Annotated in this window: 23 protein-coding genes; 16 read left to right on the top strand and 7 right to left on the bottom strand. The window is 66.6% G+C overall.

The features are described from left to right. Positions 1 to 6: 6 nt before the first annotated feature. Complete coding sequence (locus EJI00_RS16785; protein ID WP_126748637.1) at positions 7 to 612, bottom strand: isochorismatase family cysteine hydrolase; 606 nt, start codon at positions 610 to 612, stop codon at positions 7 to 9. Positions 613 to 886: 274 nt separating this feature from the next. On the opposite strand from EJI00_RS16785, the gene EJI00_RS16780 reads away from it, so the two are divergent. The 8 genes from EJI00_RS16780 to EJI00_RS16745 all read left to right on the top strand — a co-directional run bounded on the left by EJI00_RS16780 (position 887) and on the right by EJI00_RS16745 (position 7,531). Further along, the gene (locus tag EJI00_RS16780) at positions 887 to 1,702 is read left to right on the top strand and encodes an SDR family NAD(P)-dependent oxidoreductase (protein ID WP_126748636.1); all 816 of its coding nucleotides are present in this window, start codon (positions 887 to 889) and stop codon (positions 1,700 to 1,702) included. Between the two features lie 16 nt (positions 1,703 to 1,718). After that, on the top strand, positions 1,719 to 2,891 hold the full coding sequence (locus tag EJI00_RS16775) for a DUF3182 family protein (protein WP_126748635.1): 1,173 nt from the start codon (positions 1,719 to 1,721) through the stop codon (positions 2,889 to 2,891). After that, the gene (locus EJI00_RS16770) at positions 2,872 to 3,651 is read left to right on the top strand and encodes an alpha/beta hydrolase family protein (protein ID WP_126748634.1); all 780 of its coding nucleotides are present in this window, start codon (positions 2,872 to 2,874) and stop codon (positions 3,649 to 3,651) included. Before EJI00_RS16775 ends, EJI00_RS16770 begins: the two co-directional genes overlap by 20 nt. Positions 3,652 to 3,661: 10 nt before the next feature. Continuing rightward, complete coding sequence (locus EJI00_RS16765; RefSeq protein WP_126748633.1) at positions 3,662 to 4,144, top strand: hypothetical protein; 483 nt, start codon at positions 3,662 to 3,664, stop codon at positions 4,142 to 4,144. Positions 4,145 to 4,241: 97 nt separating this feature from the next. After that, positions 4,242 to 4,739 carry a hemerythrin domain-containing protein gene (locus EJI00_RS16760; protein ID WP_126748632.1) on the top strand — a complete coding sequence of 166 codons (498 nt, stop codon included), beginning with the start codon at positions 4,242 to 4,244 and terminating at the stop codon, positions 4,737 to 4,739. Positions 4,740 to 4,834: 95 nt separating this feature from the next. Then, a complete protein-coding gene (locus tag EJI00_RS16755) occupies positions 4,835 to 5,425 on the top strand; it encodes a hemerythrin domain-containing protein (protein WP_126748631.1) in 591 nt (196 codons plus the stop codon). An 18-nt stretch (positions 5,426 to 5,443) separates the two neighbouring features. After that, positions 5,444 to 5,635, top strand: a complete 192-nt coding sequence (locus EJI00_RS16750; RefSeq protein ID WP_126748630.1) for an aminoglycoside phosphotransferase — start codon at positions 5,444 to 5,446, stop codon at positions 5,633 to 5,635. 240 nt (positions 5,636 to 5,875) lie between these two features. Then, entirely contained in the window at positions 5,876 to 7,531 is a 1,656-nt protein-coding gene (locus EJI00_RS16745) for a phospholipase D family protein (protein WP_126748629.1), read from the top strand. A 26-nt stretch (positions 7,532 to 7,557) separates the two neighbouring features. Here the strand turns inward: EJI00_RS16745 and EJI00_RS16740 are convergent, their stop codons facing one another. From EJI00_RS16740 to EJI00_RS16725, 4 genes are all read right to left on the bottom strand, one after another. Next, on the bottom strand, positions 7,558 to 8,088 hold the full coding sequence (locus EJI00_RS16740; protein ID WP_260590743.1) for a murein hydrolase activator EnvC: 531 nt from the start codon (positions 8,086 to 8,088) through the stop codon (positions 7,558 to 7,560). A gap of 128 nt (positions 8,089 to 8,216) precedes the next feature. Further along, complete coding sequence (locus tag EJI00_RS16735) at positions 8,217 to 8,729, bottom strand: CreA family protein (protein WP_126748627.1); 513 nt, start codon at positions 8,727 to 8,729, stop codon at positions 8,217 to 8,219. Between the two features lie 5 nt (positions 8,730 to 8,734). Next, complete coding sequence (locus EJI00_RS16730; protein WP_126748626.1) at positions 8,735 to 9,286, bottom strand: NUDIX hydrolase; 552 nt, start codon at positions 9,284 to 9,286, stop codon at positions 8,735 to 8,737. Positions 9,287 to 9,305: 19 nt separating this feature from the next. Further along, positions 9,306 to 10,007 carry a fumarylacetoacetate hydrolase family protein gene (locus EJI00_RS16725; RefSeq protein WP_126748625.1) on the bottom strand — a complete coding sequence of 234 codons (702 nt, stop codon included), beginning with the start codon at positions 10,005 to 10,007 and terminating at the stop codon, positions 9,306 to 9,308. 89 nt (positions 10,008 to 10,096) lie between these two features. Here EJI00_RS16725 and maiA point away from each other — a divergent pair, with 89 nt between their 5' ends. Both maiA and pgeF read left to right on the top strand, forming a co-directional pair. Further along, positions 10,097 to 10,735, top strand: a complete 639-nt coding sequence (gene maiA / locus EJI00_RS16720) for a maleylacetoacetate isomerase (protein WP_126748721.1) — start codon at positions 10,097 to 10,099, stop codon at positions 10,733 to 10,735. Between the two features lie 17 nt (positions 10,736 to 10,752). Then, positions 10,753 to 11,508 (top strand): peptidoglycan editing factor PgeF, encoded by a 756-nt coding sequence (pgeF, locus tag EJI00_RS16715; protein WP_126748720.1) that lies wholly within the window; start codon positions 10,753 to 10,755, stop codon positions 11,506 to 11,508. Here pgeF and EJI00_RS16710 read toward each other — a convergent pair. Beyond that, complete coding sequence (locus tag EJI00_RS16710) at positions 11,440 to 11,754, bottom strand: hypothetical protein (RefSeq protein ID WP_126748624.1); 315 nt, start codon at positions 11,752 to 11,754, stop codon at positions 11,440 to 11,442. The two genes, pgeF and EJI00_RS16710, sit on opposite strands and share 69 nt — an antisense overlap. A 113-nt stretch (positions 11,755 to 11,867) precedes the next feature. Between EJI00_RS16710 and phaC the strand changes: the two genes are divergently transcribed. Together phaC and EJI00_RS16700 are read left to right on the top strand one after the other, a co-directional pair. Then, complete coding sequence (gene phaC / locus EJI00_RS16705; protein WP_126748623.1) at positions 11,868 to 13,628, top strand: class I poly(R)-hydroxyalkanoic acid synthase; 1,761 nt, start codon at positions 11,868 to 11,870, stop codon at positions 13,626 to 13,628. 82 nt (positions 13,629 to 13,710) lie between these two features. Further along, entirely contained in the window at positions 13,711 to 14,889 is a 1,179-nt protein-coding gene (locus tag EJI00_RS16700; protein ID WP_126748622.1) for an acetyl-CoA C-acetyltransferase, read from the top strand. 505 nt (positions 14,890 to 15,394) lie between these two features. On the opposite strand, the gene EJI00_RS16695 is transcribed toward EJI00_RS16700, so the two are convergent. Then, positions 15,395 to 16,306, bottom strand: a complete 912-nt coding sequence (locus EJI00_RS16695) for a LysR family transcriptional regulator (RefSeq protein ID WP_126748621.1) — start codon at positions 16,304 to 16,306, stop codon at positions 15,395 to 15,397. Between the two features lie 105 nt (positions 16,307 to 16,411). On the opposite strand from EJI00_RS16695, the gene EJI00_RS16690 reads away from it, so the two are divergent. The 4 genes from EJI00_RS16690 to EJI00_RS16675 are packed head-to-tail and all read left to right on the top strand — an operon-like array spanning position 16,412 to position 20,375. Further along, on the top strand, positions 16,412 to 17,383 hold the full coding sequence (locus EJI00_RS16690; protein ID WP_126748620.1) for a tripartite tricarboxylate transporter substrate binding protein: 972 nt from the start codon (positions 16,412 to 16,414) through the stop codon (positions 17,381 to 17,383). Positions 17,384 to 17,393: 10 nt separating this feature from the next. Beyond that, positions 17,394 to 18,302, top strand: a complete 909-nt coding sequence (locus EJI00_RS16685) for a MaoC family dehydratase N-terminal domain-containing protein (RefSeq protein ID WP_126748619.1) — start codon at positions 17,394 to 17,396, stop codon at positions 18,300 to 18,302. 19 nt (positions 18,303 to 18,321) lie between these two features. Continuing rightward, on the top strand, positions 18,322 to 19,503 hold the full coding sequence (locus EJI00_RS16680; protein WP_126748618.1) for a CaiB/BaiF CoA transferase family protein: 1,182 nt from the start codon (positions 18,322 to 18,324) through the stop codon (positions 19,501 to 19,503). Then, entirely contained in the window at positions 19,500 to 20,375 is an 876-nt protein-coding gene (locus EJI00_RS16675; protein WP_126748617.1) for an HpcH/HpaI aldolase/citrate lyase family protein, read from the top strand. Before EJI00_RS16680 ends, EJI00_RS16675 begins: the two co-directional genes overlap by 4 nt. Positions 20,376 to 20,390: the final 15 nt, after the last annotated feature.

Raw genomic sequence — 20,390 nt, 5'->3', positions numbered from 1 at the left:
GCCGGCTCAGCGCTTCGCGGGCAGGCGGATGCGCGGGCCGGGTGTGGTGCGAACCAGCAGTGCTTCTTCCGCCTGGCGCAGAAACCGTTGGTTGCGCTCGGGTGTTTGCGAAGCAACGCAATCGCGTGGTGCCAGCGCTTCCAGGTCGCGCATGCCCGCATCGGCCAGCGTGGCCCAGATGCACTGGTCGCTGGCCACGCCGGTCACGATCAGCCGCCTTGCCTTCAGGTAGGCAAGCAGCAACTCGAGCGGGGTCGCGAAGAAGGCGGACTGCTTGGGTTTGAGCACAAAGTAGTCTTTCTCGCCCGGCAGCAGCGCCGAAGTGATTTCGGCGCCGGCCCCGCCGGAGGCGAGCGACATCTCCACCAGCTTTGGAAAGTCGGAGCGCCAGCGTCCGCGGTTGTCGTTGACGTAGATGGTGGGCACCCCGGCGCGGGTGCATCGCGCCTTCAGGGCCGCAATGCGCCCGGCAATGGCGTGCGCGCCGGGCAGCAGTTTTTCTGCATCCGGAAAATCCCAGCAGCTGATCATGTCGATGATCAGCAGAGCGGTGTGGCCGGCGGCGGGCGTGGAGGCGAGGACAGGGGGCGGGGAGGAAGAAGATGAGGCCATGGGCCGGCAAAGCTCCAGTCAGTCCAGTCAGCGGAGGCCTCACGATTCCCAAAGCGCATGGCGCCACCCGTAGGAAAGCTGCGCGTGGCCGCGAAAGTCGCCGCCGAGTTCGCGGGTTCGCGGGTTCGCGGGCGGGCGCGTAGGAGGCCTCTTTCACGACGACGCGCGTTATCCCGCTCTGCCGGAGCGCTAGGTGTTCGACTATCGGCGAGAGCTGTCGAGATGCACGGTTTGTTGCCGTGCGCCCTGCAATCGTTCACAAGGAGCTATTCCGATGAACACTTCCCCGACGAGCACTTCCGCTTTCACGCGGCCCTTCGCCATCGTGACGGGCGCTTCGTCCGGCATAGGGCTGGAACTGGCGCGCTGCTGCGCCAACGAGGGTTTCGATCTGTTGATTGCGGCCGATGAGCCCGAGATCGAGGATGCCGCGGTTCAACTGTGCCGCCGTGGCGTGGAGGTGCAGCCCGTGCTTGCAGACCTTTCCACCACCGAGGGGGTCGATCGCCTGCTGGCAGCCGCCGGCCAGCGTCCGGTCAATGCGCTGCTCGCCAATGCCGGGCGAGGGCTCGGCCATGCCTTTCTCGACCAGAACTTTGCAGACGCGCGGCACGTGCTCGACACCAACATCACCGGCACGCTGTACCTGATCCATGCCGTGGGCGGCGCAATGCGCGCGCGCGGGCAGGGGCGCATTCTCATCACCGGCTCCATTTCGGGCTTCATGCCCGGCAGTTTCCAGGCGGTGTACAACGGCACCAAGGCCTTCCTGGATTCGTTCTCCTTTGCGCTGCGCGAAGAGCTGAAGGACAGCGGCGTGACGGTGAGCTGCCTGATGCCGGGGCCGACCGACACCGAGTTTTTCGACCGTGCCGACATGCTCGACACCAAGGTGGGCCAGGACGACAAGAAGGCAGACCCGGCCAAGGTGGCGAAGATCGGCTTCGAAGCCATGATGAACGGCGAAGGCGACGTGGTCGCGGGCTGGAAGAACAAGCTCCAGGTCGCTGTCGCCAGCGTCACGCCATCGGCACTGCTGGCCAAGCAGCACCGCAGGATGGCCGAACCCGGAACGGCGGACCAACGCTAGGCCGGGAGCGGATGCCATGGACACTTCTTTCAGCTCGGGAGTCGCCCTCGTGGACACCGTCCTCAAGAGCACCGGCGGCAGCGTGGTGGTGTGGAGCGCCGATCCGCAGGCCTACGGCAGCGAACACGAACGCGCAACGCGCAGCAATTTCGCCGAGCGCCTTGCGGCGCTGAAGCAGTTTCGCTTTGCGGGCGAATACCACGCTTCGCGTGCGCGCGAGAACACGCCGCTGTACTTTGTGCCCAGCGACACCGTGCCCAGCACGCAGCTGGCGCGGTCGCTCGGCATCTCGACGGTGCATGACCTGTTCGGCGGCGTGGTGCCATACCCTTTCGTGGCCACCAAGGCCATCACGCATCCGCTGGTCGGCAGGGCGGCCGCCTGCCCGGAGGGGTGGGCGCCCACCTTTGCTGCCGACATCTCGCATGCGGCGCTCGGCGGGTTCTCGGCCTTCTCTGCCGAGGATGCGCGATGGGCCGGGCGCCGCCTGCTCGAAAACGGCCCGGTGCGGGTGAAGCCCGTGTGCGCCACCGGCGGGCGGGGCCAGACCATGGTCACCGGCGCCGATGCGCTGGACCGCAGCCTGGCCGCCATGGACGAGAGCGAGATCGCGCTGCACGGCGTGGTGATCGAAGAGAACCTCGAACGGCCCGACACCTTCAGCGTGGGGCAGGTGATGGTCGACCACATGATCGTGAGCTACTTCGGCCGCCAGCGCATGACGACCGACAACGTGGGCCAGAGCGTGTACGGCGGTTCCGACCTGACGCTGGTGCGCGGCAACTTCGACGCGCTGCTGGCCAAGACCAGCCCCAGCCCGGCGCTGTGCCTGGCCATCGAACAGGCGCGGCGCTACCACCAGGCGGTGATCGACTGCTTTCCCGGCTTTCTTGCGTCGCGTGTGAACTACGACGTGGCGCAGGGCGTGGGCGCCGGGGGCGCGTGGCGCTCGGGCGTGCTCGAGCAGTCGTGGCGGGTGGGGGGCGCAACCGGCGCCGAGATGATGGCGCTCGAGGGCTTCTGGCGCGACCCGGCGCTGGAGCGCCTGCGCGTCTCGTGCTTTGAGGCGTATGGCGCGGCGGCGTCCATTCCTTCGGATGCGGCGGTGCACTATCGTGGCATCGACAGCCAGATCGGCGCCCTGACCAAGTACGCATTGATCCAACCGTATGCCAGCGACACGACATAACGTCATCGATATTCCCGTAGACGGCCAGCACATTGCCGGAACGCTGGTCGCCGCTTCGACGATGGTGCCCGGCGTCCTGCTCGTGCACGGCTGGGATGGCAGCCAGGAGCAATACATTGCGCGCGCGCACGACATTGCCGCGCTCGGCTGCGTGTGCCTCACCTTCGACTTGCGCGGCCACGCGCGCCACGCGGCGCTGCGCAAGGAGGTCACGCGGGAAGACAACCTGCGCGACGTGCTCGCGGCCTACGACACGCTGGTGAGCCACCCCACGGTCGATCCGAACGCGGTTGCCATCGTCGGCAGCAGCTACGGTGGCTACCTGGCGGCGCTGGTCAGCGCCATGCGGCCGGTGCGCTGGCTCGCACTGCGGGCGCCGGCGCTTTACCGGGACCGCGAGTGGCTGGCGCCCAAGGGGCAACTGAGCAGGTCCGACCTTGTGGCCTACCGCCGCACCCTGGTGGGCCCGCGCGACAACCGCGCGCTGGCCGCCTGCGAAGCCTTCACCGGCGACGTGCTGATCGTCGAATCGGAGCACGACCAGATCGTGCCGCACCCGGTCATCGAGAACTACCTGGGCGCGTTCAAGCGCGTTCGTTCCGCCACCTACCGCGTCATTTCGGGCGCCGACCACGCCTTGTCGAAGCAGTCGTCCCGCCAAGCCTATGGGCAGCTCCTGGTGTCCTGGATGACGGAAATGACACTCGGCGCCAGGGCCACCGGCGCCATGACGCGGGCCGTTTCCGAAAGCCCCGCATAGAGGTTTCCACATGAACACAAGCAAACGACTTGCGCCGGCGCTGCGAACCGGCCTGATCGCCGGAACGTTGGCCAGCTTTGCCTCGACGGCCGCGCTCATGCTCTGCGGCCGGCGGGAAGCCGGCAGCGCGGTGGCGCCGACCAATGCCACCAGCCATTGGCTTTGGGGCGACCAGGCCCTGAAGGTGTACCGGCCCACGCTGCGGCACACGGCCCTGGGCTATGCCACCCACCATGCGAGCGCGATCTTCTGGGCGGTGCTCTACGCCTGGCTGCATACCGAGCGGCGCCCGCCGCAATCGGTGCCTGCCGCGCTGGCCAGTGCCGGCGCTGCGACGGCGGTGGCCTGCACGATCGACTACACGATCACACCGCGCCGGCTCACGCCCGGCTTCGAGCACCATCTTTCGAAAGGCTCCATGGCCGTGGTCTACGGCTTCTTCGCCCTGGGCATGGCGGCCGGATGCCTGCTCGCCCAGCGCGGGCGCGAGTAGTGGGCGCTGCTACGTGCACACAGGCAGCTTTCCTACGTCGCGGTGTTTCGAGTCCCCCCATCGTTCAGCTTCCACCAACCTTATTCGGAGCCCCACGATGCCCACCTCTACCAAGCGCGCAGCACCCGATGCATGCAGCCTTCTCGATACCGACCACCGCAACGTCAAGAAGTTGTTCAAGGAGTACGAGGAACTGACCCATTCGCGCGCCGCCAGCGCGCAGCAGAAGAAGCGTGAACTCGCAACCCAGATCTGCACCGAACTGACGGTGCATGCGCAGATCGAGGAAGAGATTTTCTACCCCGCCTTGCGCGAGGCGCTCAGCCAGACCGATCTCCTGGACGAAGCCGAGGTCGAGCACGCCAGCGCCAAGGAACTGATTGCGCAGATCGAGTCCGCCGCCGACGTGGACGACAAGTTCGACGCCAAGGTCATCGTGCTGGGTGAATACATCGACCACCACGTGAAGGAAGAGCGCAACGAGATCTTCGTCAAGGCGCGCGCCGCCAAGGGGCTCGACCTCGTGGCCATGCGCGACCAGCTTGCGGCCCGCAAGGAAGAGCTGATGGAAGAACTCACCGGCGCAACCGCCTGACCCGCCGGGGTTGCAGGCTGCCTTGCCACCTTAACGGCACCTGGCCGCCCGCCGGCCGGGTGCCACGCTTTTTCGATTGGCCTTGGAGGTCACCCATGACAAATCTCGTCTCCCGGCTTTTTCCTACGGCGACCAACATGATTCGCCTGGATCACACGCACGTGCTTTCCACTTTTCACCAGTACAAGGCGAGCGCGCCGAGCCGCGTGAAAAAGGGGCTGGTCAACACCATCTGCACGGCGCTTGAAATTCATGCGCAACTCGAGGAAGAAATCTTCTACCCCGAGATGCGCGAGATCGACGATGAACGCATTACCGAAGCCATCCACGAGCATTCGGAAATGCGCAGGCTCATCGGCCTGCTTCGCACCATGGAGCCCGAGGCGCGCGACTATGACGAAACCCTGTTGGCCCTGATGCGCGACGTGATGCATCACGTGGCCGACGAGGAAACCATCTTGCTGCCGGCAGCCGAAAAGCACATGGCGGACAAACTGGGCGACTTGGGTGCGCAAATGACCAAGCGCCGGATGCAGCTCGCGGGTCCGCGCACGGGCGAGATCGCGCTCGACATGGTGCGGGCTGCTTCCGGCAACACCGCGGCCATTGCCGTGGTCGGCCTGGCCGCGGCGGGGCTTCTGCTGGCACGGCGCTCCGGCCATCTGCGTCGGCACGCGCGCGTCTGACCCGGGAAAAACGGCCTCATGCCCGAAGACACCAACATTCCGTTGCCGTCCGCGCCCGAATCCTCGCGCGCTGCTTTCCAGGCGCTGGCCGAGCGCGTGGGAGTGCTTGCGCCGGGAGCACCGCTTTCGGACGAGCTCATGAAGTTCGCCGAAGGCGTGATGCAGTTCGCCGCGGAGGGCAAGGTTCCGCGCAAGCGCGAAGGTTCATAGCCGGGCGGGCTACAGCAGGTCGCGTAGCCGGTAGTACCTCGCTGAGTGGCACCGGCACTGGCGCCGGGCTGACTGCTACCTGGTTTTCCATCGGTGTTCAAAAAATGTGGTGCTGCCGGCTGCATCCGCGCGTCAGCTTGCCTTTGCCGGCGGTGTAGAAGGACTCCATAAACGGCCGTTTTTCGGCCGGCTCATGGTAGAAACCGGCCACCCTGCGCGCGTTGCGCATCGCACCGTCCGATGGCAGAAAACTCCAACCCGAGAATTTCCGGAATTTCCGAAGAAACAGCCGGCGCCGGCGTGCGCAACGCCTGGCCGCTTTGGCTGGTGCTGGGCATGGCGTTGTTGCTCCTGGGCGGCTGCGCGGGTCTGCCGTCGGGTGTGGAACGCAAGCCGTCGATGGCCATCACCAACGGCACCGACACGGCGCTGGGGCGCCTTGTCACGGCGGCTTCACCGCCGGAGCGGGGCTTGAGCGGCTTTCGGCTGCTGCCCATGGCGCAGTTTTCGCTGCATGCGCGCATCGAGTTGGCAAAGCGCGCGCAGCGCTCCATAGACGTTCAGTACTACCTGGTGCAGAACGACGAAACCGGCCGCTACCTGCTTCGCACATTGCGCGACGCGGCGGAGCGTGGCGTGCGCGTGCGCCTTCTGGTGGACGACCTCTACACCGCGGGTGCCGATCCGCTGTTCGCGGGCCTGGCGGCGCATCCCAATGCCGAGGTGCGGATGTTCAATCCGTTTCCGGCCGGGCGCGAGCGCCTGGGCACTCGCTGGGCCTCGTCGCTGCTCGACTTCGATCGCGTGCACCGCCGCATGCACAACAAGCTCTTCGTGGTGGACAACGTGATGGCGGTCATGGGCGGGCGCAACATCGCCAACGAATACTTCCTGCGCGACGGCGGATCCAACTTCATCGACATCGACACGCTGGTGGCCGGCACCGTGGTACCGCGGCTTTCGTCGCTGTTCGACATGTACTGGAACAGCCCTTACGTGTACCCCGTGGAGTCGCTGGTTTCGACCGGCGGGGCCACGCCGCAGCAGTTGCGCGACCGCTTCGAGCAACTGACCAGCGGGCCGGACACGCTGCACCCCGAGCCGCTTGCTTCCACCGACCTGCTGGGCAATAACGCGCTGGCCAAGGACCTGGACGAAGGCGCGCTCTCGCTCGTGTGGGCGCGCGCCGAAGCCTACGCCGATGCGCCCGCCAAGGCGCTCGGTCCCACGGAAGAAGCCCGCGGGCTGCCGGCGGACGAGTCGACCGACAGCGTGCTCTACAACGTGCGGCGCTACATACGCGACGCGGAGCACGAGATCCTGCAAACCACGCCGTATCTGATTCCAGGCCGCGGCGGCATGGAGTCGATGCGCATCGTGCGGCAGAAGGGCGTGAGCTACACCATCGTGACCAATTCGCTCGCGGCCACCGACGAATCGCTGGTGCACATCGGCTACCGCCGCTACCGGCCGGAGATGCTGCGGCTGGGGGTGGCGCTGTACGAACTGAGCCCCAAGCGCGTGGAAGAAACCAAGCGCTTCGGCATCTACGGTTCGGCGAGCGGAAGGCTGCACGGCAAGTCGGCCGTGATCGACCGCAACATCGTCTTCATCGGCTCGATGAACTTCGATCCGCGCTCGATGCTGCACAACACCGAGGTCGGCATTTTCATCTTCAGCCCGCAGATCGCGCAGCAGCTCACCAGCCTGATCGGCTTCATGCGGCTCGACGGTGCCTACCAACTGCAGCTGGGGCCGCGCGGCGGTATCGAATGGGTGAGCCCGGCCTCGGGCGACGGGGCCGACACCATCCTGCATGTGGAGCCGGAAACGGATTTCTGGTCGCGCTGGAAGCTGGAGCTGTTCGCTCCGCTGGTGCCCGAGAGCCTGCTTTAGCGGCGCGCTTGGCCACCACCGGGTGCCTAGTGCTGCAGGCGCCCGCTCAGGTAGGGCTCGGGATCGACGGCGGTGCCGTTCTTGCGAATTTCGAAGTGCACCTTCACGCGGTCGGTGCCGCTCTTGCCCATCTCGGCAATTTTCTGGCCCTGGCGCACCACCGCGTTTTCCTTGACGACGATGTTTTCAGCGTGGGCGTAGGCGGTGAGGAAGGTGTCGTTGTGCTTGATGATGACCATGTTGCCGTAGCCGCGCAGTTCGCCGCCCACGTACACCACGCGGCCGTCGGCCGAAGCCACGACCGGGTCGCCAAGGTTGCCCGCGATGTCCAGGCCCTTGTTGCGCACGCCGTCGAAGCGGGCAATGGTGCTGCCGCTCGCGGGCCGGATGAACATGGCCTGCGGCTGCTGGACGGGTGGTGGCACGTTCACGCCGGCCCGGGGCGGCGGCGCGGGCGTGGTGCAGGCTGCAAGGCCGGCCGCTACGAGTAGCGCGGCGCCGGTGCGGGAAACAAAAGTCTGAAGGTGCTGCATGGTTCTCTTTTGGAACGAATTCATTGCTGAGGGTTCCTTCGGCCCGGCACGCCGGGCGAGTTACCGCCGGCATGCTAGCAAACTCCCAGGCGCCGGCAGGTGCCGGGCCCCTGGGAGAAGGGGCTGAAGGGGCTGGCGGTGCCTGCTCTTTGTTACTTGAGCGGAATGGGCGTGCCGCGGTCGATCGGCACCGCCGTCACGCTGTTCTTGGGCGAGCCGTCGATCAGCAGGTCGGAGTAGGTGAGGTAGACGAGCGTATTGCGCCGGGCGTCGACCATGCGCACCACGCGCAGCCGCTTGAAGAGAATCGACAGCCGCTCGGTGTAGACCTCTTCGCGCTTGGGCAGCGGCTGCGTGATGCTCACCGGGCCGACCTGGCGGCAGGCGATGGAGGCTTCCGACTTGTCTTCGGCAACGCCGAAGGCGCCGGCCAGCCCGCCCGTCTTGGCACGAGAGACGTAACAGGTCACGCCGCTGACCTTGGGGTCGTCGTATGCCTCGACCACGATCTTGTGGTCCGGGCCGATGAGCTTGAACGCGGTGTCGACGTCGCCCACTACTTCTGCCTGCGCCGCCGTGGCCAGCGCGAGGCCCAGGCCGGCGGCAACGGTGGATGCGAGCGCCGCACGCAAGAGGGCGGTGGCCCGCAATGCCTGGATGGTCATGTGTTTCAAACGATGCTGAGTTCGTGCACGCGGTCGAAGCTGCCGCGCCGCCGGTCTTCGAAGAAGTGTTCCAGCGCCTCGCGCACGGTGCGAAACGCGATTTCTTCCCAGGGAATTTCTTCTTCGGTGAAAAGCCGGGCCTCGATGGTTTCGTGGCCCGGGTCGAAGCGGTCGTCCAGCAGGCGGGCGCGGTAGAACAGGTGCACCTGCCCCACGCGCACCACGCTGATCACCGCGAAGAGGCCCTGCATCTCGTAGTTGGCGCCGGCCTCTTCGTCGGTTTCGCGCGCCGCGCCCTGGGCCGCGGTTTCGCCAAGCTCCATGAAGCCTGCGGGCAGCGTCCATTTGCCCCAGCGCGGCTCGATGTTGCGCTTGCACAGCAGCACCTTGTCGCCGAGCACGGGAATGGTGCCCACCACGTTCAGCGGATTCTCGTAGTGGATGGTGCTGCAGGCGGGGCAGACGGCGCGTTCCTTGGTGTCGCCATCGTCCGGAATACGGTAGACCACCGCGGTGCCGCAGTTCTTGCAGTGCTTGATGGGTACGCGCAGGATCATGGAGCGTGGCGCGCCGGAGTCAGACGATCTTGACCGTCAATTTGGGCAGGCCGGCCACTTCGCCGACCAGCGTGTCGCCCGCCACCACCGCCGCCACACCCTCGGGCGTGCCGCTGTAGATCAGGTCGCCGGGCTGCAGCTCCCAGGCGGCCGAAAGATGCTCGATGGTTTCGGCCACGTTCCAGATCAGCTTGCTCACGGTGCTGCGCTGGCGGTCGGTGCCGTTCACCTGCAGCGAGATTTCGGCGTTCTCGGCATCGCCGGCCTGCGCCACTGGCACGATGGGGCCGATGGGCGCGCTCTGCTCGAAGCCCTTGCCGATGTCCCAGGGGCGGCCCTGCTTCTTCATCTCGCCCTGCAGGTCGCGGCGCGTCATGTCCAGGCCCACGGCATAGCCGTAGATGTGCTTGTGCGCGTCGGCCGCCAAGATGTTCTTGCCGCCGGTGCCGATGGCCACCACGAGCTCGATCTCGTGGTGCAGGTTCTTGGTGAGCGTGGGGTAGGCCATGGTGCCGGTCTGGCCCGCATCGACCACCACCAGCGCGTCGGCCGGCTTCATGAAGAAGAACGGCGGCTCGCGGCCGGTAAAGCCCATTTCCTTGGCGTGATCTTCATAGTTGCGGCCCACGCAATAGATGCGGTGCACCGGAAAACGGGCGGGCTGCCCGACCACCGGGACCGAAACGGTCGCGGGCGGGGCGAAAACAAACTCGGAAGCCATTGCGTCTGTCCTTTTCAGCGGAACGGAGAAAAACGGCAGTGTGCCAGAGGCAGGCCAGGGTTGTTCGCGAGCGCTATGCTTGCGCAATGATGAAGCTGCATAACTACTTCCGCTCCTCGTCGTCCTTCCGGGTGCGCATTGCGCTGAACCTGAAGGGCCTGGACTACGACTACGTGCCGGTGCACATTGCCCGCGGCGACCATCGCACGGGCCCCTATTCGGCCATTTCGGCCGACATGCTGGTGCCGCTGCTCGAAGACGAGGGCGAGCGCTTCTCGCAATCGATGGCCATCATCGAATACCTGGACGAAACCCACCCTGAGCCGCCGCTGCTGCCGCACGACCCGGTGGGCCGGGCGCATGTGCGAGCGCTGGCGCAATCGATTGCCTGCGAGATCCACCCGCTGAACAACCTGCGCGTGCTCAAGTACCTGGTGAAGGAGCTCAAGCTCGACGACGAGGCCAAGAACACCTGGTACCGCCACTGGGTGCGCGACGGCATGCTGGCCTTCGAGCGGCAGCTTGCGCAGCACCCCGGCAGTACCTTCTGCTACGGCAACACGCCCACGCTGGCCGACTGCTGCCTGGTGCCGCAGATCTTCAACGGCAGGCGCTTCGACTGCGACTTCAGCGGGCTCCCACGCACCATGGCCGCCTTCGAGGCCTGCATGGCGCTGGACGCGTTCCAGCGCGCCCAGCCGTCGCAGGCACCCGACGCGGAAGTGTGAACGGCATGGTCGCCGGCATGGACCCGCGCTGGCTCGTGCCCGACTGGCCGGCGCCGCAGAACGTGCGGGCGCTGTGCACCACGCGCGCTGGCGGCGTATCGGCCGGGCGCTATGAAAGCCTGAATCTCGGCGACCACGTGGGCGACGAGCCGGCGCATGTCGCGACCAACCGCACGCGTCTGCGGCAGGCCATCGGCGTGCGGCCGGTCTTCTTGCAGCAGGTGCATGGCAGCGAGGTCGTGGCGCTCGAGGGCGTCGACAGTGCCTTGCCCGACGGCGCCGCCGCCGATGCCTGCACCACGGCCGATAGCGGCCTGGCCTGCACGATCATGGTGGCCGATTGCCTGCCTGTGCTTTTCACCGATACCGAAGGCCGCCGCGTGGCCGCCGCGCATGCGGGTTGGCGCGGCCTTGCCGGCGGCGTGCTTGAAGCAACGGCCGGGCGTTTTGCCTCGGAGCACGGCAAGGTGCTGGCATGGCTCGGCCCCTGCATCGGCCCCAAGGCCTTCGAAGTCGGCGCCGAAGTCAAGGCTGTATTCGAGGCGCATGCGCCCGAGGCCGCGGGCTGTTTCCAGCCCTCTGGATCAGCCGGCAAATGGCTGGCCGACCTGCCGGCGCTCGCACGCCAGCGCTTGCGCGCGGCCGGCGTGGAGGCGGTGCATGGCAACGACGGCACCGACGGTTGGTGCACCGTCGGCAACCCGTCACGGTTCTTTTCGCACCGGCGGGACAGCGTCAGCGGGCGCTTCGCCGCCTTGGTCTGGAAGGCCTGAATCCTTGCTCGCTTCCGCCGCTGCGGCGCGGCGCGCGGCCTCCTGTGCCTCGGCCTCGCGCTGCCTGATTGCGCGGCGGCGGCCCGGGGTTCCCATCAGGTAAACCACCAAGGCCACGGGCGCCAATCCGTACAGAAGAAATGTGAAGATGGCACCCAGCACGGTGCCCGTGGTGCTGGTGGCTTCGGCGACGGCCATCATCACGGCAACGTAGAGCCAGCCGATCACGATCAGGTGGATGAACACAACAAGTTTCAGTCGGTAAGTAGGTGGGCGGCGTTATGAAGGCCTTGTGAAATGCAGCATACTCAAAACACGAGCAGCCATCCGTACCGACCAGGCGAGGACCAGGAGACACCATGAAGCAACAAGCCACGGGGGCCGATGCGTTCGCGCCCTTTCAAGAGGCACTGCCCGAGGGATGGAACAAGGCGCTGGAAGCGTTCCAGCAATCCGCCGCGCAGGGGGCCTCGGCCTTCATCGGCGGCACGCCGCTGTGGCAAATGCCGCAGGCGGCCAAGATGCCCGAGCTGCCCAAGATCTCCATCGACCCCGAAAAGCTTCAATCCATCCAGCAGCAATACGTTGCCGAGGCAACCGAGCTCTGGCGCCAGGGCTTCGCCGCCAAACCCGAAGGCGACAAGCGCTTTGCTTCCGACGCCTGGGGCGGCAATCCGCTCGCCGCCTTCTCGGCGGCCGTGTACCTGCTCAATGGCCGCACCATGCTGAACATGGCCGAGGCCATCGACGCCGACGAAAAAACCAAGGCTCGCCTGCGCTTTGCGGTCGAGCAATGGATGGCGGCCTCGTCGCCGAGCAATTCGCTGGCGCTGAACGCCGAGGCGCAGAAAAGAGCCATCGAGACGCAGGGCGAGAGCATTGCCAAGGGCATTCAGAACCTGCTGCACGACATCAAGCAAGGCCACCTCAGCATGACCGACGAGAGCGCCTTCGAAGTGGGGCGCAACGTGGCCACCACCGAGGGCGCGGTGGTGTTCGAGAACGAGCTGTTCCAGCTGCTCGAATACAAGCCGCTCACGGCCAAGGTGTACGAGCGGCCCTTCCTGCTGGTGCCGCCCTGCATCAACAAGTTCTACATACTCGACCTGCAGCCCGAAAACTCATTGATCCGCTATGCGAACGAGCAGGGCCACCGGGTGTTTGTAGTGAGCTGGCGCAACCCCGACGAATCATTGGCCAACGCCACCTGGGACGACTACATCGAGAACGCCGCAATCAAGGCGATTCACACGGTGCAGGAAATCAGCGGACCCACCAACAAGTCCGGGCAGATCAATGCGCTCGGCTTCTGCGTGGGCGGCACCATCCTGAGCACCGCGCTGGCCGTGCTTGCGGCACGCGGCGAAAAGCCGGCGGCGTCGGTCACGCTGCTCACCACATTCCTCGACTTCAGCGACACGGGCATTCTCGACATCTTTGTCGATGAGCCGATGGTGCAGTACCGCGAAATGCAGCTCGGCAAGGGCGGGCTGCTGCCGGGCGGCGACCTGGCCTCCACCTTCAGCTTTCTGCGCCCGAACGACCTGGTGTGGAACTACGTGGTCGGCAATTACCTGAAGGGCGAAACCCCGCCGCCCTTCGACCTGCTTTACTGGAACAGCGACGCCACCAACCTACCGGGCCCGTTCTACACCTGGTACCTGCGCAACACGTACCACGAGAACAAGCTCGCCAAGCCCAATGCGCTCACGGTGTGCGGCCAGAAGGTGGACTTGAGCAAGATCGACATCCCGGCGTATATCTACGGCTCGCGCGAAGACCACATCGTGCCGATTGGCGGAGCATATGCCTCCACCCAGTTGCTGCCCGGCAAGAAGCGCTTCGTCATGGGCGCTTCGGGCCACATTGCCGGCGTGATCAACCCGCCCGCCAAGAAAAAGCGCAGCCACTGGATCCGCGAGGACGGCAAGTTTCCGAAGACGCAGGCCGAATGGCTGGCCGGCGCCACGGAGCACCCCGGCAGCTGGTGGACCGACTGGGCCCAGTGGCTCAAGGGCCATGCGGGCAAGCAGGTTCCCGCGCCCAAGACCTATGGCAACGGCAAGGCCTACAAGGCCATAGAGCCGGCGCCGGGGCGCTACGTCAAGGCCCGAGCCTGACATAGCCCAAAGCAACAGCCGATAGCCGCACGCACAATCCCACGCACCCCGCTTCATTCAAATCACTTCAACGGAGAACCTCATGGAAGACATCGTCATCGTTTCGGCTGCACGCACGGCGGTCGGCAAGTTCGGCGGCTCGCTCGCCGGCATTGCGGCCACGGAGCTGGGCGCCCTCGTGATCAAGGAAGTGATTGCACGCGCGAACCTCACGGCCGAGCAGGTCGGCGAGGCCATCATGGGCCAGGTGCTGGCCGCCGGTGCGGGCCAGAACCCCGCGCGCCAGGCATGGCTCAAGGGCGGTGGCACCAAGGAGACCCCGGCGCTCACCATCAACGCCGTGTGCGGTTCGGGCCTGAAGGCCGTGATGCTGGCGGCACAGTCCGTGGCCACGGGCGACAGCGAAATCGTGATTGCCGGCGGGCAAGAGAACATGAGCATGGCGCCGCACGTGCTGCCCAACTCGCGCAACGGCCAGCGCATGGGCGACTGGAAAATGGTCGACACCATGATCGTCGACGGCCTGTGGGACGTGTACAACCAGTACCACATGGGCATCACGGCCGAGAACGTGGCCAAGAAGTTCAGCATCGACCGCTCCGCGCAGGATGAGCTCGCACTGGGCAGCCAGACCAAGGCCGCGGCCGCGCAAGATGCCGGCAAGTTCAAGGACGAGATCGTGCCGGTGAGCATTCCGCAGAAGAAGGGCGACCCGCTCGTCTTCGACAAGGACGAGTTCATCAACCGCAAGACCAGCGCCGAAGGCCTGGCGGGCCTGCGCCCCGCGTTCGACAAGGCCGGCGGCGTGACCGCGGGCAATGCCTCGGGCCTGAACGACGGCGCCGCCGCCGTGATGGTGATGACGGCCAAGAAGGCCGCCGCCCTGGGCCTGAAGCCGCTGGGCCGCATTGCAAGCTACGCCACCGCAGGCCTCGACCCGGCCATCATGGGCATGGGCCCGGTGCCCGCGTCGACCAAGGCGCTGCAGCGCGCCGGCTGGAAGGCCGCCGATCTCGACCTGCTCGAGATCAACGAGGCCTTTGCCGCGCAGGCCTGCGCTGTGAACAAGGAAATGGGCTGGGACGTGAACAAGGTGAACGTGAACGGCGGCGCCATTGCCATCGGTCACCCCATCGGCGCGTCGGGTTGCCGCATTCTCGTGACGCTGCTGCACGAGATGCAGCGGCAGAACGCCAAGAAGGGCATTGCGTCGCTGTGCATCGGCGGCGGCATGGGTGTGGCGCTGACTATCGAGCGCTGAGTTTTCCTTCGGGGCGCCTTGATCGAGAGGCGCCCTTTTTCTCGCGCTGCCTGTCGTTCAGGGCGGCGCACCCGCCGACGGGGTACCTTTCTCCGCGAATGTCCCCCGGCCTTCGGCCTCCTCCTTTATTTCGCTGCGCAAGGCACCCCATCAGCGGGTGCGTTGGGCAGAGCCGTGGCTGATCAGCGATACACCACGAGCGTGCCCCAGTGCACAGGGCATCGGGTGCTCCCCGCAGCGAAATAAAGGAGGAGCCGAAGGCGGGGGACATTCGCGGAGGGGAGTACCCGGTGGCCTTTGCACCAACCCCGAACAGCAGCGCAACCTTGTTCACCGCCCAAATTTTCAGCAAACTGATTATTCCCCTTGTAAAACAACAACTTAAATCGTGTTTACAAGGAGGCACATCAGTTATCCCCAAAGTTGTCCACGGAAAATGGGGATGGCACCGGCTTCCTCATAATTCGCCCGCAAGTCCTTGTTTTTGGGAGGATAGGAGAGGCGCTCAGGCGACGGCAGCCTGCTCCCCGGCGTAGTGCCGACACAGCGTTTCGACCAGCGCCTGCGCATAAATCGGCAACGCCGTCCGGTCGCGCACCAGCAGATACCGCTCCCGCACGCACCATGCATCGCTGAGGTCGATCAGCGCGAGCTGCATGCTCTCCTGGTTTCGGCGCGCCGCCGACTCGGGCACCACGCCAATGCCCACGCCGCTGCCGATCATCCTGCACATGGCGTCGAAGCTCCCGAGCTGGATGCGCAGCTTCTGCCGCTTGCCCAGGTTGTCGGTAATTTGCGCGAGAAAGGTCTGCAAGGTGCTGCCTTGCTGCATGCCGATGGCGTCTTCATCCAGCGTCTCGGCAAACGAAATCTTGCGGCGCTTTGCGAAGCGGTGCTTGCGCGAGGTAACGAGCACCAGCCGGTCGGTGCTGAAGTGAATGGCTTCCAGGCCCAGCGTGTCGACGCGGCCCGCCACGATGCCGATGTCGGCGCGGCCGTCGAGCACGCCGCGCGGGATCTGAGCATTCGGTTTTTCCTGAAGGTCGACGTTGATGCGCGGGTTGTGCGCAAGGAAGCCGGGCAGTATTTCAGGCAGGAAGTCTGTCACCGCCGTGGTGTTGGCGAACACGCGCAAATGGCCGCGGAGGCCGCCGCCGTATTCGAGCAGATCGGCGCGCAGCTGCTCGGTCTGGTGCAGCACCAGGCGCGCGTGGTGCAGGAAGGCTTCTCCCGGCGGCAGCAAGCGAACGCCGCGTGCCTCGCGCTGCAGCAGCTGCAAGCCGGCCTGCGTTTCGAGCGCCTTGATGCGCGCGCTGGCCGCCGCAAGCGATAGATGCTGCCGCTCCGCCGCGCGTGTGAGGTTGCCGAGTTCGGCCGTGGCAACGAAAAGGCGCAGGTCGGTCAGGTCGAAGAGCATGTGCCATCGTACCCAAGCCTTCGAAATTCCAGAAGGCTGGGTTCCGAAATCGCAGATTGCGCGCACGGGTAGGGCGGAACACCATGCGGCCATGGAGACAAAGACATGAGACTTCGCGCACTGGCCCTTCTTTCGTTCGCCGCGGCATTGATTGCCGCAGGCCCTGCAACCGCACAGCCGTACCCCTCGCGCCCCATCACGCTCATCGTGCCGCAGGCCGCGGGTGGCACCAACGACATCGTGGGTCGCCTGGTGGGCCAGAAGCTCGGCGAGGTGATGAACGCCAGCGTGGTGGTCGACAACCGTCCCGGCGCGGGCGGCAACATCGGCACGCAGCTGGTCGCCAAGGGCCCGAAGGACGGCTACACGCTGCTCATGACCATCAGCAGCAGCCAGGCCATCAACCCGGCGCTCTACAAGAACGCGGGTTTCGACCCGGTGAAAGACTTCAAGCCCGTGGGCCTGATCGGCGCGGTGCCCAACGTGCTGCTGGTCAACCCCTCTTTTCCGGCCAAGGACTTCAACGAGTTCCTGAAGCTCGCGCGGCAGAAGGGCGCCAACTACCAATACGCTTCCGCAGGCAACGGCACGCTCAACCACCTGCTCGGCGAAATGCTCAACAGCATGGCCGGCATCTCTCTGCAGCACGTGCCCTACAAGGGCGTGGCTCCCGCGCTGAACGACGTGCTCGGCGGGCAACTTCCCATCGTGTTCGCGAGCCTGCCCTCGGCGCTTTCGCACATCAAGGCCGGCAAGCTGCGCGCATTGGCCGTGAGCGGCGACAAGCGCTCGCCGGTGCTGCCCGACGTGCCCACCATCGCCGAGGCGGTGCCGGGCTACAACGGGACGCTGTGGATCGGCCTGTTCGCCCCCGCGGGCGTGCCGGCCGACGTGCTGGCCACGCTGCAGGACGCCACGCGCAAGGCGCTGGCCGCGAAGGACCTGCGCGACAAGCTCGACCAGCAGGGCGTCGAGATTGCGGCGCCCACCACGCCGGACCAATTTTCGAAACTGCTGCAGGACGACCTCGCCAAGTGGGCGCGCATCGTCAAGGCATCCGGTGCGGCGGTCGACTGAAAAAAGAACCATGAGCAATCACACCCCAGAGAATTCCTCCCGCCTGATCGACGGCGACACGCTGGCCAAGCTCCAGGCCTGGCAAGGCCGCAGCGAAATGCTGGCCGACGAAGTCACCGCCGCGCCCGTGCGCGCACTCTCCGCCACGCTGGACCGCGACGATCCGCTTCCTGGCACCGGCACGCGCCTGCCCGAGCTCTGGCACTGGCTCTACTTTCTGCCGCACCATCGCCAATCCGAAATCGGTGACGACGGGCACGCCAGACGCGGCGGCTTCCTGCCGCCGGTGCCGCTGCCTCGCCGCATGTGGGCCGGCGGACGGCTGGTGTGGGAGAAGGGCAATCCGCTGCAAGTAGGTGACAAGGTCGAGCGCACTTCGACCATTGCTTCCGTAACCCACAAGGCAGGCCGCACCGGCGAACTGGTGTTCGTGCTCGTGCGCCACGAGGTGCGCAACGAACGCGGCCTCGCGCTCACCGAGGAGCACGACATCGTCTACCGCGCCGCGGCTGAGCCCGGCGAGAAAACTCCGCCGCCCACACCGGCACCGAAAGACGCCGCCTTCAGCCGCGAGATCGTCCCCGACGACGTGCTGCTGTTCCGTTACTCGGCGCTCACCTTCAATGGCCACCGCATCCACTACGACCGCCGCTACGTGACGCAGGTCGAGGGCTACCCGGGCCTGATCGTGCATGGCCCGCTCATCGCGACGCTGCTGGTCGACCTGCTGCGCCGCAACGCACCGGGCGCACAGCTCGCGCGCTTCGAATTCCGCGCCGTGCGGCCGACCTTCGACATCGCGCCGTTCCGCGTGCACGGCAAGCCGACCGACGGCAGCGCCGACGGCAAGACGTTCAGCCTGTGGGGCGAAGACGCCGATGGCTGGCTCACGATGCAGGCCACTGCCGTGCTCGCATGAACACAGGGAGAAAAAACGCATGACAAGACCTCTCGACGGCATCACCGTCGTTTCGCTCGAGCACGCGATTGCGGCGCCGTTCTGCACCCGACAGCTGGCCGATCTGGGCGCCCGCGTCATCAAGGTGGAGCGGCCCGGCGTTGGCGACTTTGCCCGCGCCTACGACGCTCGCGTGGGCGGCGAGGCCTCGCACTTCGTGTGGGTGAACCGCTCGAAGGAAAGCCTCACGCTCGACCTGAAGCAACCCGCCGCGCTCGCGGTGCTGCAGGAGCTGGTGGCCGATGCCGACGTGCTGGTGCAGAACCTCGCGCCCGGAGCGGCCGCGCGCATGGGCCTGGGCGCCGAAGCGCTGCAGGCGAAGCACCCGCGGCTCATCGTCTGCGACATCTCGGGCTACGGCGAAGACGGGCCCTACCGCGACAAGAAAGCGTACGACCTGCTCATTCAGAGCGAAGCGGGTTTCCTGTCGGTCACGGGCACGCCGGACGATCCGTGCAAGTCGGGCAATTCCATCGCCGACATCGCGGCGGGCATGTACGCGTACACCGGCATCCTCGCGGCGCTGCTGCAGCGCGGCAAGACCGGCAAGGGCTCGCACATCGACGTGTCGATGCTCGAGTCGCTCGCCGAGTGGATGGGCTACCCGATGTACTACGCCTACAAGGGTGCACCCCCGCCGCCGCGCAGCGCCGCATCGCACGCCACCATCTACCCCTACGGGCCGTTTCCCGCGGGCGACGGCGGCACGGTGATGCTGGGCCTGCAGAACGAGCGCGAATGGCGCGTGTTCTGCGAGAAGGTGCTGCTGCAGGCGGGGCTTGCCACCGACGCGCGCTTCGACAGCAACGCGCGGCGCAACGAAAACCGCGACGCGCTGCGCGCCATCATCGTGGAGACCTTCGCCGCGCTCGGCACCGTGCAGGTGGTCGAGCGCCTCGATGCCGCGCAGATTGCCAATGCGCGCATGAACGACATGGCCGGGCTGTGGGCACACCCGCAATTGCAGGCGCGCGAGCGCTGGCGGCAGGTGGGTTCGCCGGCCGGCGACATTCCGGCCTTGCTGCCTGCAGGGCGCCAGAGCGCTTTCGACTACCGCATGGACGCGATACCGGCCGTCGGCGAACACACCGAAGCCATTCTGCGCAGCCTGGGGCGAGGCGATGCCGAGATCGCCGCGCTGCGAGAGGCGAGGGTGGTGTGAGCGCGACGCCTGCGGCGCTCGCGCTGGCATTGGCGCGCACTTTCCTGTTCGTTCCCGCGGACCGGCCCGAGCGCCATGCGCGTGCGCTGGCCACCAAGGCGGGCGGTGTGATCGTCGATCTCGAAGACGCCGTGGCGCCCGAACGCAAGGCGGCGGCGCGTGCGCAACTGAGAGCTTCTTTCGCGGCATTGAGCGCCGAGGAAAGAGGGCGCCTGCTGGTGCGCATCAATGCCCGCGGCACGCCGTGGTTCGACGGCGATGGTGCGCTGGTGGGCGAACTTGCCGCCGAAGGCTTGATTGCCGGTGTTGTTCTTCCGAAGGCCGAGCGCGCTGCGGACCTGCAGCAGCTCGCCGCGGGCATCGGGCGCAACGGCGTGCTCGTGCCGTTGATCGAATCGGCGGCGGGCCTGGAAGCCGCCCGCGAACTCGCGGCGGCGCCGCAGGTGCTCCGGCTCGCATTCGGCAACCTCGATTTCCAGGCCGACCTGGGGCTGGCCTGCGATGCGGACGAAGCCGAACTGCTGCCCGTGCGCCTGGCGCTGGTGCTCGCCTCGCGCCGCGCCGGGCTTGCGGCACCCATCGACGGGGTCACGCCCGATTGGCGCGACGCGGCGCGGCTCGCCGCCGATGCGGCGCGCGCCCGGCGCGGCGGCTTCGGTGCCAAGCTTTGCATTCACCCGGACCAGGTCGCGCCCGTGCATGCTGCGCTCGGCCCGGGAGCCGACGAATTGGCATGGGCGCGCCGCGTGGTGGATGCGACCCGGGCCGCGGGCGGCGGTGTCGTCAGCCTCGACGGACGCATGGTCGACGCACCCGTGGTGCGCCTCGCGGAACGCCTGCTGGCACTCGATTCGCAAAAAGCCCCGTCCTGACGGGCGACGGGCTTC

Origin of the sequence: Variovorax sp. DXTD-1 (assembly GCF_003984625.1) — a bacterium.
Lineage (GTDB): Bacteria > Pseudomonadota > Gammaproteobacteria > Burkholderiales > Burkholderiaceae_C > Variovorax.
Note: the sequence above shows the minus strand (reverse complement) of the source record. Positions and strands in the feature narration are given on the sequence as shown.

Coding starts and splice junctions, on each gene's coding strand:
- EJI00_RS16695 (WP_126748621.1), bottom strand. CDS start 16,306: ATGCTCTTCGACCTGACCGACCTGCGCCTTTTCGTTGCCACGGCCGAA.
- EJI00_RS16765 (WP_126748633.1), top strand. CDS start 3,662: ATGAACACAAGCAAACGACTTGCGCCGGCGCTGCGAACCGGCCTGATC.
- EJI00_RS16690 (WP_126748620.1), top strand. CDS start 16,412: ATGAGACTTCGCGCACTGGCCCTTCTTTCGTTCGCCGCGGCATTGATT.
- EJI00_RS16745 (WP_126748629.1), top strand. CDS start 5,876: ATGGCAGAAAACTCCAACCCGAGAATTTCCGGAATTTCCGAAGAAACA.
- EJI00_RS16775 (WP_126748635.1), top strand. CDS start 1,719: ATGGACACTTCTTTCAGCTCGGGAGTCGCCCTCGTGGACACCGTCCTC.
- EJI00_RS16760 (WP_126748632.1), top strand. CDS start 4,242: ATGCCCACCTCTACCAAGCGCGCAGCACCCGATGCATGCAGCCTTCTC.
- EJI00_RS16785 (WP_126748637.1), bottom strand. CDS start 612: ATGGCCTCATCTTCTTCCTCCCCGCCCCCTGTCCTCGCCTCCACGCCC.
- EJI00_RS16735 (WP_126748627.1), bottom strand. CDS start 8,729: ATGACCATCCAGGCATTGCGGGCCACCGCCCTCTTGCGTGCGGCGCTC.
- EJI00_RS16750 (WP_126748630.1), top strand. CDS start 5,444: ATGCCCGAAGACACCAACATTCCGTTGCCGTCCGCGCCCGAATCCTCG.
- EJI00_RS16725 (WP_126748625.1), bottom strand. CDS start 10,007: ATGGCTTCCGAGTTTGTTTTCGCCCCGCCCGCGACCGTTTCGGTCCCG.
- EJI00_RS16700 (WP_126748622.1), top strand. CDS start 13,711: ATGGAAGACATCGTCATCGTTTCGGCTGCACGCACGGCGGTCGGCAAG.
- phaC (WP_126748623.1), top strand. CDS start 11,868: ATGAAGCAACAAGCCACGGGGGCCGATGCGTTCGCGCCCTTTCAAGAG.
- EJI00_RS16740 (WP_260590743.1), bottom strand. CDS start 8,088: ATGAATTCGTTCCAAAAGAGAACCATGCAGCACCTTCAGACTTTTGTT.
- EJI00_RS16770 (WP_126748634.1), top strand. CDS start 2,872: ATGCCAGCGACACGACATAACGTCATCGATATTCCCGTAGACGGCCAG.
- pgeF (WP_126748720.1), top strand. CDS start 10,753: ATGGACCCGCGCTGGCTCGTGCCCGACTGGCCGGCGCCGCAGAACGTG.
- EJI00_RS16730 (WP_126748626.1), bottom strand. CDS start 9,286: ATGATCCTGCGCGTACCCATCAAGCACTGCAAGAACTGCGGCACCGCG.
- EJI00_RS16755 (WP_126748631.1), top strand. CDS start 4,835: ATGACAAATCTCGTCTCCCGGCTTTTTCCTACGGCGACCAACATGATT.
- EJI00_RS16780 (WP_126748636.1), top strand. CDS start 887: ATGAACACTTCCCCGACGAGCACTTCCGCTTTCACGCGGCCCTTCGCC.
- EJI00_RS16685 (WP_126748619.1), top strand. CDS start 17,394: ATGAGCAATCACACCCCAGAGAATTCCTCCCGCCTGATCGACGGCGAC.
- maiA (WP_126748721.1), top strand. CDS start 10,097: ATGAAGCTGCATAACTACTTCCGCTCCTCGTCGTCCTTCCGGGTGCGC.
- EJI00_RS16680 (WP_126748618.1), top strand. CDS start 18,322: ATGACAAGACCTCTCGACGGCATCACCGTCGTTTCGCTCGAGCACGCG.